This window comes from Rhodoferax sp. GW822-FHT02D07 (assembly GCF_058802405.1).
Genome location: NZ_JBXAOD010000003.1, coordinates 452,442 through 466,381, shown reverse-complemented (window position 1 = coordinate 466,381; position 13,940 = coordinate 452,442). Strand labels below are relative to the sequence as shown.

The 13,940-nt window shown below is 66.5% G+C and carries 14 protein-coding genes; 6 read left to right on the top strand and 8 right to left on the bottom strand.

The window, feature by feature from the left end:
* Positions 1-11: 11 nt before the first annotated feature.
* From cueR to AC1RNN_RS10350, 5 genes are all read right to left on the bottom strand, one after another.
* Positions 12-428: a Cu(I)-responsive transcriptional regulator gene (gene cueR / locus AC1RNN_RS10370; protein WP_493137396.1), complete on the bottom strand. Its 417-nt coding sequence runs from the start codon at positions 426-428 to the stop codon at positions 12-14.
* Between the two features lie 10 nt (positions 429-438).
* Positions 439-636: a heavy-metal-associated domain-containing protein gene (locus AC1RNN_RS10365; RefSeq protein ID WP_493088759.1), complete on the bottom strand. Its 198-nt coding sequence runs from the start codon at positions 634-636 to the stop codon at positions 439-441.
* A gap of 92 nt (positions 637-728) precedes the next feature.
* A complete protein-coding gene (locus AC1RNN_RS10360) occupies positions 729-1,337 on the bottom strand; it encodes a YbhB/YbcL family Raf kinase inhibitor-like protein (protein WP_493088758.1) in 609 nt (202 codons plus the stop codon).
* A gap of 70 nt (positions 1,338-1,407) precedes the next feature.
* Positions 1,408-2,229, bottom strand: a complete 822-nt coding sequence (locus AC1RNN_RS10355; RefSeq protein WP_493088756.1) for a helix-turn-helix transcriptional regulator — start codon at positions 2,227-2,229, stop codon at positions 1,408-1,410.
* A complete protein-coding gene (locus tag AC1RNN_RS10350) occupies positions 2,226-3,125 on the bottom strand; it encodes a LysR family transcriptional regulator (protein ID WP_493088754.1) in 900 nt (299 codons plus the stop codon). The genes AC1RNN_RS10355 and AC1RNN_RS10350 overlap by 4 nt, the downstream gene beginning before the upstream one ends.
* Before the next feature lie 103 nt (positions 3,126-3,228).
* Between AC1RNN_RS10350 and AC1RNN_RS10345 the strand changes: the two genes are divergently transcribed.
* The 3 genes from AC1RNN_RS10345 (at position 3,229) to AC1RNN_RS10335 (ending at position 7,334) form a co-directional block, all read left to right on the top strand.
* Positions 3,229-4,656 carry an MFS transporter gene (locus AC1RNN_RS10345; RefSeq protein ID WP_493088752.1) on the top strand — a complete coding sequence of 476 codons (1,428 nt, stop codon included), beginning with the start codon at positions 3,229-3,231 and terminating at the stop codon, positions 4,654-4,656.
* Between the two features lie 38 nt (positions 4,657-4,694).
* On the top strand, positions 4,695-6,920 hold the full coding sequence (locus AC1RNN_RS10340) for a heavy metal translocating P-type ATPase (RefSeq protein ID WP_493088750.1): 2,226 nt from the start codon (positions 4,695-4,697) through the stop codon (positions 6,918-6,920).
* 75 nt (positions 6,921-6,995) lie between these two features.
* A complete protein-coding gene (locus tag AC1RNN_RS10335) occupies positions 6,996-7,334 on the top strand; it encodes a YnfA family protein (protein WP_493088748.1) in 339 nt (112 codons plus the stop codon).
* A gap of 13 nt (positions 7,335-7,347) precedes the next feature.
* Here AC1RNN_RS10335 and AC1RNN_RS10330 read toward each other — a convergent pair whose 3' ends face one another.
* On the bottom strand, positions 7,348-7,887 hold the full coding sequence (locus AC1RNN_RS10330) for a DUF4124 domain-containing protein (protein WP_493088746.1): 540 nt from the start codon (positions 7,885-7,887) through the stop codon (positions 7,348-7,350).
* A gap of 233 nt (positions 7,888-8,120) precedes the next feature.
* On the opposite strand from AC1RNN_RS10330, the gene AC1RNN_RS10325 reads away from it, so the two are divergent.
* Both AC1RNN_RS10325 and AC1RNN_RS10320 read left to right on the top strand, forming a co-directional pair.
* Entirely contained in the window at positions 8,121-9,695 is a 1,575-nt protein-coding gene (locus tag AC1RNN_RS10325) for a methyl-accepting chemotaxis protein (protein WP_493088745.1), read from the top strand.
* A gap of 22 nt (positions 9,696-9,717) precedes the next feature.
* Positions 9,718-10,923, top strand: a complete 1,206-nt coding sequence (locus AC1RNN_RS10320; protein WP_493088744.1) for a YbfB/YjiJ family MFS transporter — start codon at positions 9,718-9,720, stop codon at positions 10,921-10,923.
* Here AC1RNN_RS10320 and AC1RNN_RS10315 read toward each other — a convergent pair.
* The gene (locus AC1RNN_RS10315) at positions 10,920-11,642 is read right to left on the bottom strand and encodes a glutamine amidotransferase-related protein (protein ID WP_493088743.1); all 723 of its coding nucleotides are present in this window, start codon (positions 11,640-11,642) and stop codon (positions 10,920-10,922) included. The genes AC1RNN_RS10320 and AC1RNN_RS10315 overlap by 4 nt on opposite strands.
* A 305-nt stretch (positions 11,643-11,947) precedes the next feature.
* On the opposite strand from AC1RNN_RS10315, the gene infA reads away from it, so the two are divergent.
* The gene (gene infA, locus AC1RNN_RS10310) at positions 11,948-12,196 is read left to right on the top strand and encodes a translation initiation factor IF-1 (protein WP_294766883.1); all 249 of its coding nucleotides are present in this window, start codon (positions 11,948-11,950) and stop codon (positions 12,194-12,196) included.
* Positions 12,197-12,311: 115 nt separating this feature from the next.
* On the opposite strand, the gene AC1RNN_RS10305 is transcribed toward infA, so the two are convergent.
* The gene (locus AC1RNN_RS10305; protein ID WP_493088741.1) at positions 12,312-13,934 is read right to left on the bottom strand and encodes a methyl-accepting chemotaxis protein; all 1,623 of its coding nucleotides are present in this window, start codon (positions 13,932-13,934) and stop codon (positions 12,312-12,314) included.
* Positions 13,935-13,940: the final 6 nt, after the last annotated feature.

Below are 13,940 nucleotides of genomic sequence, written 5' to 3'. Positions count from 1 at the left end.
GCAGCTATCAATTACATAGCGTTTTGCGTGCCTGCCAAGTCATCCAGGATGGGGCAGTCCGGCCGGTCGTCGCCATGGCAGCAGTCCAGCAGCGTGGACAGCGTGCGCTGCATGGCCTGCATGGCGGCGATGCGCTCGCGCAGCTCGTCCATGTGTTTCTGGGCAATCTTCTTGACGTTGGCACTGGCGCGGCGCTTGTTCTGCCACAGGCCCACCAGCTCGCCAATTTCCGTCATGGAAAAACCCAGGTCGCGGCAGCGCTTGATGAAACGCAGGGTGTGCACATCGGCCGCGCTATACAGCCGGTAACCGCTGTCGGTACGCGCCACCTCGCCTAGTAGCCCCAGCGATTCGTAGTGCCGCAGCATCTTGGCGGAGACGCCGCTTTGGCGCGCCGCCTCGCCGATGTTGACGGGCTGGCTGGACATTTCGGCAGGCTTAGGCTGCAACGGCATAGCCTTCTTCGGCAATGGCCTTGGCCAGCGTTTCGCGTGGCTGGGTGGATTCGACTTCCACCTTGTTTTGGCTGCGGTCAATCTTCACTTCGGCCTGGGCGTCTACATCCTGGATGGCGCGGGTGACGGCCTTCTCGCAGTGGCCGCAGGTCATGCCGGTCACGGTGAAGGTTTGGTTCATGGCAACTCCTTGTTTTCAGTGAATGCAGGAATTGTGAACCTTGCCATGGTGGGAGGGTCAAGCCCTGTCGCTCATCCCTCCCACTCTTCGGGTTAGCGGCCGTAGGTCGCGGTAAAGCTGGCCTTGCCCAGCAGGTGCGCGCCCAGGCCCTTGTTCAGGATGAAGCCGTGCAGGCCCGCGGTGCCGGTTTTGGGAATGCCGCCAGCGGCCTGCAGGTCGTCCACATCGTAGGCAAACACCGTAAAGATGTAGCGATGCGGCTTGTCGCCCACGGGCGGGCAAGGGCCGCCGTAGTTACCGTTGCCGCCCGTGGCGCCGGTGTCGTGGAAGTCGGTGCTGCCGCCAAACGCGGGGGCGGGCAGGGTGGCAGCCGCATTGCCGGCGCCGCGCGCCAGGCCGGTGGCGCTGGCGGGGATGTTGTAGACCGTCCAGTGCCAGAAGCCGCTGCCGGTAGGCGCGTCGGGGTCGTACACGCTGAGGGCCAGCTTCTTGGTGCCGGCGGGCACATTGCTCCATTGCAAAGCGGGCGACACGTTGCCGCCCTGGCAGCCAAAGCCGTTGAGCACAAACTGGTTGTCAAACGTGCCCGACGCCAGGTCGGGGCTGCTGAGGGTGAAGGTCTGGGCCTGTGCCCAGGTGGTACCGGCCAGCAGGGCCACGGTGCCCAGGGCGGTGAGGGTCTTGCGTACTGCGAATGTCATGACTGCTTTCCTTCCAAATGACTGCGCCCATTGCGCGAAGTCCATTGTTCGGCGGCAAGCAGTCGGGGCGTTAGCCGCTGGCGCTGGTTTCCTGTGCCAAATCGCTATTTCTGCTGTCGGCGCTGCGCACCGACGAGGGGCTGAGCCCAAAGCGACTGCGAAACGCTGCGGTGAAGCGGCTGTGCGACTCGTAGCCGCAGCGCTGGGCGATCTGGCCCACCGGAATTTCGGTGGTTTGCAACAGGCTCAGGCCCAACTCCAGCCGCACATCGCGCAGGCAGGCCGTCACATTGCTGTCTTCGTCCTGCAGGCGCTGGCGCAGCGTGCTGCCGCTCAGCAGAAAGTGCTGGGCCAGCGTGTCCACCGACCAGTCGGCATGCGGGCGCTGGGCAATGAGGTTGGTCACACGGTCTGTCCACGAGAGCTGCACCCGGCTGGGGAAGACCAGGCGTTGCTCAGCCAGCGTGAGCAGCATTTCCACGCCGCGGTGCACCGCGCTGGCGGACAGGCTTTCGTCGGCGGCACGCCGGGCGCGTTCCCAGGTCTGCGCCCAGTCCTCCGGCGCGCGCATGGTGGCAAAGCCGTTGAGTGGCGGCTGGCCGGCCAGTGCGGGGTAGTGGCTGGCAAAGGCGTCCAGCACGGCCTCGGGCACGGCCCAGACGCTGGCCACGTAGCGACCCGTGGGGCCGATGTGGTTGGACACATCCCACTGGTGGCCCGCGCCCAGCAGGCACAGGCCGCCCGCCTCCACCTTCAGCTGCCCGTCGGCCCGCTGCGGCATGACGATGCCCTTGGTGCCCGCCCGCACCCACACCACGCCGGGCGAGCGCACGCGGATGGTCTTCAGGGTGTGGCTGACGGTGACAGAGATGTCGGAGAAATGGGGGTTCATGGTGTGGGGCTGGCGCAGACCTCCCGCAGGCAGGCGCGCAACCAGCGGTGCGCCGGGTCGCCGTCGTGGCGGGGGTGCCAGAGCAGGGAGATGGTAAAGGCCGGTGTGTCCACGGGCAATGGCAGGCTCAGCAGGCCTTCGCGCAGGGTGCCGGTGTGGCGCTCGGGTACGTTGGCCACCAAGTCGGTGCTGCGGGCCAGGGCCAGTGCGCTGGCAAAGCTGGCCACGGTGGTGGCAATGCGGCGCTGCAGGCCCAGAGGCTCCAGCGCCAGGTCCACCGCCTCCTTGCCCGGGCTGCGGTGGGCGATGGCGATGTGCCCGGCCGCGGCATAGGCCTCGGGGCTCAGCCGCCCCTGGGCCAGCGGATGGCCGGGACGCACCACGGCCACAAAGCGGTCGCGGTACAGGGCCTGCACCCGTAGTTCTGGCGCACTGCCCTTGCCCGTCACACCAGTCTCCAGATCGGCCAGGCCCTCGCGCAGGGCGGTGCCATCGCGGTCCGTTTTCTGCTCAAAGCGCAGGTGCACGCCTGGTGCCTCGGCCGCCACGCGGGCCAGCAACGCCGCGCCAAAGTTCTCGACAAAGCCCTCGCGTGTGCGCAGCGTGAAGCTGCGCGCCAGTTGGGCCAGATTCAGCGCCTCCACAGGGCGCAGCACCGCCCCGGCGTCCTGCACCAGTTGCCCCACCTGATCGCGCAGGGCCTGCGCCCGCGGCGTGGGGACCAAGCCACGCCCGGCGCGCACCAGCAGCGGGTCGCCCGTGGTCTCGCGCAGGCGGGCCAGGGTGCGGCTCATGGCGGAGGGGCTCAGGCGCAGGCGTCGCGCAGCACCGGCCACACTGCCCTCCTGCAGCAGCACATCCAGCGTGACCAGCAGGTTGAAGTCGGGGGTGGACATGGCTGCACGATAGCGCAAATGGCCATGGCATGGCGTTTGGTGCAGCAATACAGTGCATACGCGGCGTCTTCCGCCATGCCAGGCAACAACCTACGCTTGGGGCATGCAAAGTTCAGCCACTTCCCTCCCCGTCCCGCTCACCCGTTCCGCCCGCTGGGCGCTGGCCAGCCTCTCCCTGTCTCTGCTGCTGTCGTCCCTGGGCACCAGCATTGCCAATGTGGGCCTGCCCACGCTGGCGCAGGCCTTTGGCGCCACCTTCCCACAGGTGCAGTGGGTGGTGCTGGCCTACCTGCTGGCCATCACCACGCTCATCGTCAGCGTCGGGCGGCTGGGTGATCTGCTGGGCCGCCGGCGCCTGCTGCTGGGCGGTATTGCGCTCTTCACGTTCGCCTCCGGTCTGTGCGGCCTGGCGCCCACCCTGCCCTGGCTCATTGCCGCCCGCGCGTTGCAGGGCCTGGGTGCGGCGGTGATGATGGCGCTGAGCATGGCCCTGGTGGGTGAGCTGGTGCCCAAGGCGCGCACCGGCAGCGCCATGGGCCTGCTGGGCACCATGTCGGCCGTGGGCACGGCGCTGGGCCCTTCGCTGGGCGGGGTGCTGATTGCCACGCTGGGCTGGCGCGCGCTGTTTTTGGTGAACCTGCCTTTGGGCGCCGTGGCGCTGCTGTTGGCTGTCCGCTGCTTGCCGGCAGGCCAGGCTTCTGCCGCGCCGCAGTCCGCCCGCTTTGACTACGCCGGAACCCTGCTGCTGGTCTTCACACTGGCGGCGTACGCGCTGGCCATGACCTTGGGGCACGGGCACTGGGGGCTGCGCAACCTGGGCTTGCTGGCCGCTGCCGCGCTGGGTGTGGGGCTGTTTGTACATGCCGAGGCACGGGCGCCCGCGCCGCTGGTGCGGTTGCAGATGTTCCGCGATGCTGGCACGGGCGCGGGCCTGGCCATGAACGCGCTGGTGGCCACCGTGATGATGTCGACCTTCGTGGTCGGCCCCTTTTATCTGGCGCGCGGCCTGGGGCTGGACATGGCCACCGTGGGTGCCGTGATGGCCGTGGGACCTGTGGTATCCGCGCTCACGGGCGTGCTGGCGGGCCGGCTGGTGGACCGCTTTGCCGCGACGCGCATGGTGGTAGCGGGGTTAGCGGCGATGGTGGGCGGCGCAGCGGCGCTGGCCGTGTTGCCTCTGCTGTGGGGCGTGGCAGGTTATGTGGCGGCCATGCTGGTGTTGACGCCTGGCTACCAGCTCTTCCAGGCCGCCAACAACACGGCGGCGCTGGCCGACATTCCGGCCGCGCAGCGCGGCGTCACTTCCGGCATGCTCAACCTCGCGCGCAATCTGGGCCTGGTGACCGGGGCCTCGCTCATGGGGGCGGTGTTTGCCTGGGCCGTGGGCACAGCGGAAGTCGCCTCGGCCGCCCCTGCTGCACTGGCCGCGGGCCTGCACTGGACCTTTGCGCTGGCGGCGATCTTGCTGGGTGGTGCGCTGGCCCTGGCCTGGCGCGGCAACACACGCGCAAAACCCACACTGGCCACATGACTTGACCTTCCCACCATGGCAAGGCTTACGCTCTGGCCATGACTACTGAAACTGCATCGCTGACCCCCATCGATATTGGCATTGGCGGCATGACCTGCGCGTCTTGTGTGATGCGCGTGGAAAAGGCGCTCAAGAAGGTGCCCGGTGTGGACAGTGCCACGGTGAACCTGGCGACCGAGTCCGCCCGCGTGCAGGTGAGCGACCCGGCGCTGGAGCCGCGACTGCGCCGCGCGGTGCGCGATGCGGGCTACGAACCGCTGGCAGCGAATGCGGCGGTGGACGCGCAAGATGCCTCGCCCTGGGCCGGTTTTGCGCCCGTGGCGTGGGGGCTGGCTTTGTCCTTGCCGCTGGTACTTCCCATGGCGGGGGATCTGTTGGGCCAGGACTGGATGCTGCCGGCGCTGTGGCAGTTCTTGCTGGCCACGCCGGTGCAGTTCATCCTGGGCGCGCGCTTCTACAAGGCCGGCTGGCATGCGCTGCTGGCGCGCAGCGGCAATATGGATTTGCTGGTGGCGCTGGGCACCTCGGCGGGCTGGGCCTTGTCGGTCTGGTTATGGCTCACGGCGCCGGACCATGCGGCACACGGCGGGGCCGCCATGGCGCCGCACCTGTACTTTGAGAGCAGTGCCGTGGTGGTGACCTTGGTGCTGCTGGGCAAATGGCTGGAGGCGCGCACCAAGCGCCAGACCACAGCCGCCATCCGCGCGCTGCATGCACTGCGGCCCGAGACGGCGCATTTGCTGGGGCGGGACGGCGAAGTGGATGTGCCTGTGGCCGAAGTGCTGGTGGGTGACAGGATCGTGGTCAAACCCGGCGAGCGTTTCCCGGTGGACGGCACGCTGCAGGAAGGTCGCACGCAGGTGGACGAGTCCATGCTAACGGGCGAGCCCCTGCCCGTGGCCAAGGAGGCTGGCGCCAAGCTCACGGGTGGCAGCATCAACGGCGAAGGTCGCGTGGTGCTGCAGGTGCGCGCGGTGGGGGTGGACACGGTGCTGTCCCACATCATCCGTCTGGTGGAAGACGCCCAGGCGGCCAAGGCGCCCATCCAGCGCCTGGTGGACCAGGTGAGCGCGGTGTTTGTGCCGGTGGTGTTGGTGATTGCGTTGGGCACGCTGTTGGCCTGGTCGTTCACCGGCCATGGTTTCGAGACCGCGCTGGTGCATGCCGTGGCGGTGCTGGTGATTGCCTGCCCCTGCGCACTGGGCCTGGCCACGCCGGCCGCCATCATGGCCGGCACCGGCGTGGCGGCCAAGCATGGAATCCTGATCAAAGACGCGCAGGCGCTGGAGCTGGCGCACACCGCGCGCGTGGTGGCCTTTGACAAAACGGGCACTCTGACCGTGGGCCAACCGCGCCTCACCGCGCTGGTGCCCGTGGGTCTGGCGGAGGATGAAGCGCTGGGGCTGGCTGCGGGGCTGCAGAGCGGCAGTGAGCACCCGTTGGCCCATGCGGTGCTGCAGGCGGCCAAGGCGCGGGGACTGACGATGTTGGCGCCTACTGACGTGCAAACTGTCTCGGGCCGGGGAACACAGGGGGTCGTGGCTGGACGCACGTTGCTGCTGGGCAGCCTGCGCTGGATGGCTGAACTGGGCGTGGACCTGGCCCCAGTGGCCGATCAAGCCGCGCAGCTGCAGCGCGAAGGCGCAACCGTCTCCGCCATGGCCGAGCGCACGGAAGGCGGCGTGGCGCTGCTCGCATTGCTGGCCTTTGCCGATGAACCCAAACCTGGCGCAGCGCAGGCCCTGGCCACGCTGAAGGCCCGCGGCATCCAGACCGTGATGATTTCCGGCGACAACCGGGGCGCGGCCGAAGCCATGGCAAAGCGCTTGGGGCTGGATGCCAAAGATGTGTTGGCGGAGGTGCTGCCGGGTGACAAGGCGGCCAAGGTGGCGGCGCTGAAAGCCGGAGGCCAAGGGGTTGCCATGGTCGGAGATGGCGTGAACGATGCGCCGGCTTTGGCGGCGGCGGATGTGGGCATGGCCATGGCCAACCCTCACGGCGGCACCGATGTGGCCATGCACGCTGCGGGCATCACGTTGATGCGTGGCGACCCGCTGCTGGTGGCCGGTGCGCTGGACATCAGCCGCCGCACGGTGGCCAAGATCCGCCAGAACCTGTTCTGGGCCTTCGTCTACAACGCCGCCGGCATTCCGCTGGCCGCGCTGGGCTACCTGAGCCCGGTGGTGGCCGGCGCGGCCATGGCGCTCAGTTCGGTGAGCGTGATGGCGAATGCGCTGCTGCTCAAGCGCTGGAAGCCGGATTGATGGTCAAATAGGCCTCCAGCCCCCGTCGATATTGCGCAAGCAGCTCCTGAAACAGGAGCAAATAAAGGACCACCCATGCACCCGCTGCTCACCACCACCGGCCTGTACGTGCTCACCGCGGTGGCCGAAATCGTGGGCTGCTACCTGCCCTGGCTGTGGCTGAACCAGCGCGCGCCGGTGTGGGTGCTGGTGCCGGCGGCGGCCTCGCTGGCGCTGTTTGTCTGGTTGCTCACGCTGCACCCGGCCGCCAGCGGGCGGGTGTACGCGGCCTATGGCGGGGTCTATGTGGCGACCGCGCTGGTCTGGCTGTGGCTGGTGGACGGCGTACGCCCGCAGCTGTGGGACTGGGTGGGGGCTGGCATGGCGCTGGCCGGCATGGCCATCATCGTGCTGGCGCCGCGCAGTCCGGCCTGAGTGCGTCTGGCGCCTACTTCACGCAGGCCGTGAAGTGGTTGTTGCCGTTGGACATGCACTGGTAGAAGCTGCGGTCCTTGCCGCTGGAGAACTGGCAGTGCGCCAGGGTGGTCTGCGCCTTGGCGTTGCGCAGCTTGGCGGCGTTGCTGTCGTGGTCGGCCTGGCTGACATAGCCGTCTTTGAAATTTTTGGCCAGCACTTCCAGCGCGGTGTCGGCCTGGTCTTGTGCATTCTTGACCGCGCTCATGCAGTCCAGCGGCACTTCCTTGGCATCTTTTTTCTTCAGCGCCTGCTCAGCACCTTTGACAAAGTCCTGCACGTCCTTGGGGATCTTTTTGGTGCCATCGGGGTTGTATTCCACCGCCTTGCCGCTGTTGTTGCCCCCAAAGCCGCTGTTGCTGTGCAGTTTGAGCGCCTCGCCGCCCTTTTCCGTCACCGGTGGTTGCGAGCCATAGTGCGTTTTGCCCTCTGCATCCACCCATTTGTAGACGCCCTGGGCGTGCGTCAGCAGGGGGGACAGGCACAGGGCCAGCAAGAGGGGCAGGTAGCGCATGGCGGGACGGCGGCAAGTGAACGGCCCGCCATGGTAGCGTGGGTGTGGGGCGGGCGGAATTTGGCATAAATCAAGAAAAGGGCGCAATTCGCGTACAAACCCAGGTTAGCGCCCATTTCGGGCGACGTCCCCGGACTGGCGGCGGTAAGCTTGCAAGCGCCTTGTTCTGTCTGTCAGACTCTGAAAAAATGCCCGTCTGCACGCGCTGTGCGGGCCCCAAAAAGGAAACAACAATGAACACCATGTCCCTGATGCGGCTCTTCACCATCCGTTTGCGCATGTTGGGCGCCATCGCGATGGTGCTCACTTTGCTGGCCATGCTGGGCGTAGGCGGCCTGTGGGGCATGGGCAAGATCCAGGACCAGAGCGATGCTTTCCTGGACAACTCTTTCGCGGCGATGCAGCACCTTGGCCGCCTGCAGGCCGCCATGAGTACCGTGCGCGAGGCCGAGAAGGACATGATCATTGAGTATGAGCGCCCGGCCGAGGTCGAGAAAGCGTACGCGCGCTGGAAGTCGCAGCTGGATGTGGTCAACGGTATTGCGGCCCACTTCCTGGAAGGCGTGGAGGATGCGGACAACCCTGTCGTACGCCAGTTGCAGGCTGACCTGAAGGAGTACACGAGCCTGTTTGAGCCTGTGGCCAACCAGCTCAAGTCCAGCGGCTACGAGTCCGCCACTATCGCCAACCGCATGAGCCAGAAGGCGCTGGCACAGATTGGCAAGGTCATGCAGCACATGAAGACGCTGGAAGATGTGTTGCAGGAGGATGCCAACAGGGCGGTTCAGGAACAGCAGAAGGTCAGCGGCGTCATCAAATGGCTATTCATAGCCGCGCTGGCGCTGGCCACCGTGGTGGTGGTGCCGCTCACCATCCTGAACATGAACTCCATCTGCCGCCCGCTGGAGCAGGCCCGCCAGCTGGCGCAGGCCATTGCCGGTGGCGACCTGTCGCAGCAGTTCAATGTGCAGGGCAAGGACGAGGTGGCCGATCTGCAGCGCGCCCAGAAAGCCATGCAGGAGGGCTTGAGCGCCCTGGTGTCGCAGGTGCGCAATGCCAGCGAGAGCGTGGCCCTGGCCAGCCAGGAGATTGCCTCGGGCAACCAGGACCTGTCTTCCCGTACCGAGAAGTCCGCCAGCAGCGTGCAGAACACCGTGGGCTCCCTGAGCGAGCTCACCACCAATGTGCAGCAGACCGCCCAATCCGCCCAGACGGCGCGCCAGTTGTCCGATTCCGCCTCGGCCCTGGCCGTGCGCGGTGGCCAGGTGGTGACCCAGGCGGTCAGCAGCATGCACGAGATCTCGGCCTCCAGCAGCAAGATCAGCGACATCATCGGACTGATCGACTCCATCGCCTTCCAGACCAACATCCTGGCGCTCAATGCCGCGGTGGAGGCCGCCCGAGCGGGCGAACAGGGCCGCGGCTTCGCGGTGGTGGCTTCCGAGGTGCGCAGCCTGGCCAAGCGCTCGGCCGATGCGGCGCAAGAGATCAAGGTGCTGGTGGGCAGCAGCGTCACCGCCGTGGACGGCGGCGTGAAGCTGGTGGAAGAAGCCGGTGCCGCCATGCAGGAGATGGTGACCGGCGTGCAACGCGTGGGCGGCATCATTGGGGAAATCACCGAAGCCGCGACCGAACAGTCCAGCGGCATCGCCCAGGTCAATGCCTCCGTAGGCGAGATCGACCAGGCTACCCAGCAGAACGCCGCCTTGGTGGAGCAGTCGGCCGCTGCGGCCGAGTCCCTGCGCGAACAGGCCGAGCGCCTGGCCCAGGTGGTGCGCCAGTTCCGCCTGCAGGACAGCCTGGCCTGATACCGGTCTGAGCCCGGCCTCCATGCACACCGCCGCCCCAGACCGGCAGGCCTGGGCGCTGGCCCTTGCCCTCTCTCTGGGGGCGGCCGTCTCGCTGGGCATCACCCGTTTTGCCTATGGTCTGCTGCTGCCGGCCATGCGCAGCGACCTGGGCTGGAGCTACACCCTGGCCGGCGCCATGAACACGGTCAATGCGCTGGGCTACTTTCTGGGTGCCTTGGCTACGCCCTGGCTGATGCGCCGCTACGGCCCGTCTGTCCTGCTGTGGGGCGGGGCTGCGCTGGCCAGCGGGTTTATGGGGCTGAGTGGCTTTTTTGCCGATGCGCAGCCCTTGTTGCTGCAGCGCCTGTTGGCGGGTGTGGCCAGCGCACTGGTGTTCATTGCCGGTGGCTTGCTGGCGGCGCGTCTGGGTGCACGGTATCCGCAGCATGGCGGCCTGTTGCTGGGCATGTACTACGGTGGCACCGGCTTGGGTATCGTCCTGTCGGCTCTGCTGGTGCCCTGGTTGCTGGAGGCGACCCAAGCGCAGCCACACGGCTGGCGCTGGGCTTGGTGGGTGCTGGCCCTGGCTTGCGCATTGGCCAGTGCGGTGCTGCGCTGGCCGGCTCGCGTGATGGGCGCCTGGGAGGCCCCCGCCGCCGCGGCCGCTGGCGGGTCACAGCGCTTTCACTGGGGCGACTTTGCCTACGGGTTGGCCGGCTACACCCTGTTTGGCGTAGGCTATATCGGCTACATGACTTTTGTGGTGGCGCTCTTGCGCGCCCAGGGCAGTGGGGCTGCGGCCATCACCGTGTTCTATGCGCTGTTGGGGCTGGCTGTGGTAGCGTCCGGCCGCATCTGGGCGGGCCTGCTGGACCGTTACAAGACCGGCCGCCCGCTGGCCACGCTCAATGCGCTGCTGGGCGTGGCCACGGTACTGCCCGCGCTCACGCAGTGGTGGCCCGTGGTGCTAGCTTCGGGGCTGTTGTTTGGCGGGGTGTTCCTCTCCGTGGTGGCGTCCACCACGGCACTGGTGCGGCACAACCTGCCGCCCGTCGCCTGGGCCGCGGGCATCAGTGCCTTCACCACCGTGTTTGCCGCCGGGCAGATCGTGGGGCCCACCGTGGTGGGCTGGATTGCCGATGGCCCCGGTGGCTTGGCGCATGGCCTGCTGTTCTCGGCGGCCGCGCTCTGGCTGGGCGCGGCGCTGGGTGCCCGGCAAAAAGCGCTGGCGCAGGCCCCGGTTTAGGCGGGCTGGCCCACGCGGCCTTCGACAAAGGCCACCATCAGGCGGGCGAAGTCAATGCCTTCATGGCCCTGGGCCAGGCTGGCAATGCTGGCCTCGTAGTGGTCATCACCCAGCAGCGCGCGGCGCTTGTTGAGCAGGTGGGCGCTGTAGTCCTCCACAAACTCGGGGTGCGGCTGGATGCACAGCACATCCTGCCCGCGCGCGTAGGCGGCGATGGGGCAGCGCTCGCTGCTGGCCAGGAGCGTGGCGCCGCTGGGCAGTTCCAGCACTTGGTCCTGGTGGCTGGCCAGCAGCGCAAAGCTGGCGCGCTCGGGTTCGGGCAGCAGATCGCGGGCGTGCCAGGTATAGGTATTGCGGCCGGTAACCCAGCCATTGGGCGCGCGGCCGACCTTGGCGCCCATGCACAGGGCGATCAGCTGGTGGCCAAAGCAGACGCCCAGCAGTTTGGTGTCGGTGTCCAGCAACTCGGTCACGCGGCGGCGCAGCTCCACGATCCAGGGTTCGTCCGAGAACGAGTCGGACTTGCTGCCGGTCAGCAGCACGGCGTCGTAATCCTCAAAAGACTCCGGGTACTCGCCCAGCGGGGTGCTGAAACGGTCCATGGTCCAGTCGTCGGCGCCGGCCTTGCGCAGCACCCGTTCCATCATGGTCGCGTAGTTGCCATAGGTAGGCACCAGGGCGGCTTCTATGGTGTCGTTGTCCAAAATGCAGAGTTTCATGCCCAGATTTTCGCAGTTTCGCCCTGAAAACCACAGCCGTCAGGGTCTTTGGATCATGTAATAAGCCGTAAAGGGTGCTCCGTGCTACATTACCGGACTGCCTGAAGGCCTATTCGGCCGTGCTCCGGCAGCACGTTGCGGCCCCGTGCCGCCCATGCCGTGGGCCCCGCCCTGCCGGCCTTTTCGCAGCGAACTGCAACCCGTTCCATCCACGGCCGTGCCGTGTTGTAGCCCTCTGACCATGGGGCTCGTAAGGGACGCGCAGGGCCGCTGCACACCGATTACCGCCTCTTGAGGAATAGCATATGGCCAAAGAAGACCTGATTGAAATGATGGGTGTCGTCAACGAAGTGTTGCCCGACACGCGTTTCCGTGTGACCCTGGACAACGGTCACCAGCTGATTGCCTACTCCGCCGGCAAGATGCGCAAGAACCACATCCGCATCCTGGCCGGCGACCGCGTGTCGCTGGAACTGTCGCCCTATGACCTGAGCAAGGGCCGCATCAACTTCCGCCACATCGAAGGCCGTGCGCCCATGACCCCACGCCGCTAAACCGGCGTCTGTTGGCGGGGCATCCTGCCCCGCACCTCTGGTAGGCATGACCGGAGGCGCTATCAAAAAAGAAGCTGCTTGCGCACTATCCACGGGCGCCAGCAGCTTTTTTATATCAATTGCGGTACATGCCCAGTTGCAGTGCCCGGCCCCCTGCCAAGGTGCGCGGGGCTGCTGTGAGGCCCGAAGTCCTGCTTCCCACCTTGAAGACGGCCACAACCTGCACCAGATCCTGAGCCTGAGACTTCAGGCTGCTGGCCGCCGCCGCCATCTCCTCCACCAGCGCTGCGTTCTGCTGCGTGGTCTGGTCCATGGAGGTCACGGCCTCCCCTACTTGCGCCACCCCGGCACTCTGTTCGCTGCTGGCTGCGCTGATCTCGCCCATGATGTCGGTCACCCTGCGGATGCTGGTGACGACTTCGGTCATGGTGGCCCCGGCCTGGTCGACCAGGGCGCTGCCCTGCTCCACGCGGGTGACGCTGTCTCCAATGAGGCTTTTGATCTCTTTGGCCGCTTCGGCACTGCGTCCGGCCAGGGAGCGGACTTCACTGGCGACGACGGCAAAGCCTCTTCCCTGTTCTCCGGCTCTGGCGGCTTCCACCGCCGCATTGAGGGCGAGGATGTTGGTCTGGAAGGCGATGCCGTCGATGACGCTGATGATGTCGGCGATCTTGCGGCTGGATTCGTTGATGCCTTTCATAGTCTCGACCACTTGACCCACAACGTCCCCACCCTGGACGGCGACTTTGGAGGCGTTCATGGCGAGTTGGTTGGCCTGGGAGGCGGAATCGGCGTTCTGGCGCACGGTGGCGCCGAGTTCTTCCATGGAGGCTGCGGTTTCTTCCAGGGCGCTGGCCTGTTGTTCGGTGCGGGCGCTGAGGTCGTGGTTGCCTTGGGCGATTTCGGAGCTGGCGGTGGCAACGGATTCGGAGCCGCTACGCACTTGGGAAACCACCTGTGCCAGGCGCTCTTGCATGCGCTGCAGGGCGGCCAGCAGCTGGCCGGTCTCGTTGTCGGAATCCACCAGGATGGATTGCGAGAGGTCACCTTCGGCGATCTGGTCGGCCAGGGCGACGACCACACCGATGGGCTGGGTGATGGAACGGATCAGCCACAGCGCGGCCGCCACCGCGGCGGTTACGGCGACCAGCAGCGCGACCAGCATGACGCTGCGGGCCGTGGTGAAGCTGTCATCGCTGTTATTGCTCGCGGTCACCGCGCCGCCATGGTTCAGGTCGGTCAGCTGTTTGATGGCGGCCTTGATGTTGTCATAGGTGGCCTTGGACTCGTTTTCGAGCAATTTGCGAGCGGGGAACTTGTCGCGCTTGGTGGACAAGTCCACCAACTGCGCATGCTGCTCCAGGTATTTTTTCCACTCGGCTTCGAAGGTGACGTAAATCGCCTTTTCCTCGGCACTGTCGATGTGACCGGCGTACTCGCCGCGCACTTTTTCAATGGAGGCCAGCGCCTCGACCATGACCTTGTTGATGCGGTCCATCGCGCCTTCATCGCTGTTTTGCACGTGCTGGCTCTCAAGCGCCCGCAGTTCGGCAATATTGGCCCGCAGAGTACCCACCAGCTCAATGCTGGGTAGCCAGTCGCCTGTGATTTGCCGGGTGTTCCCGCGCATGGCCTGCATTTGCAGGATGGCAACGACCACCACCCCGACCAGCAATGCTGTCAACAAACCCATCGCGCTGATCAAGCGTGTGGATATCTTGAGATTCTTGAATTTCATGGCCCG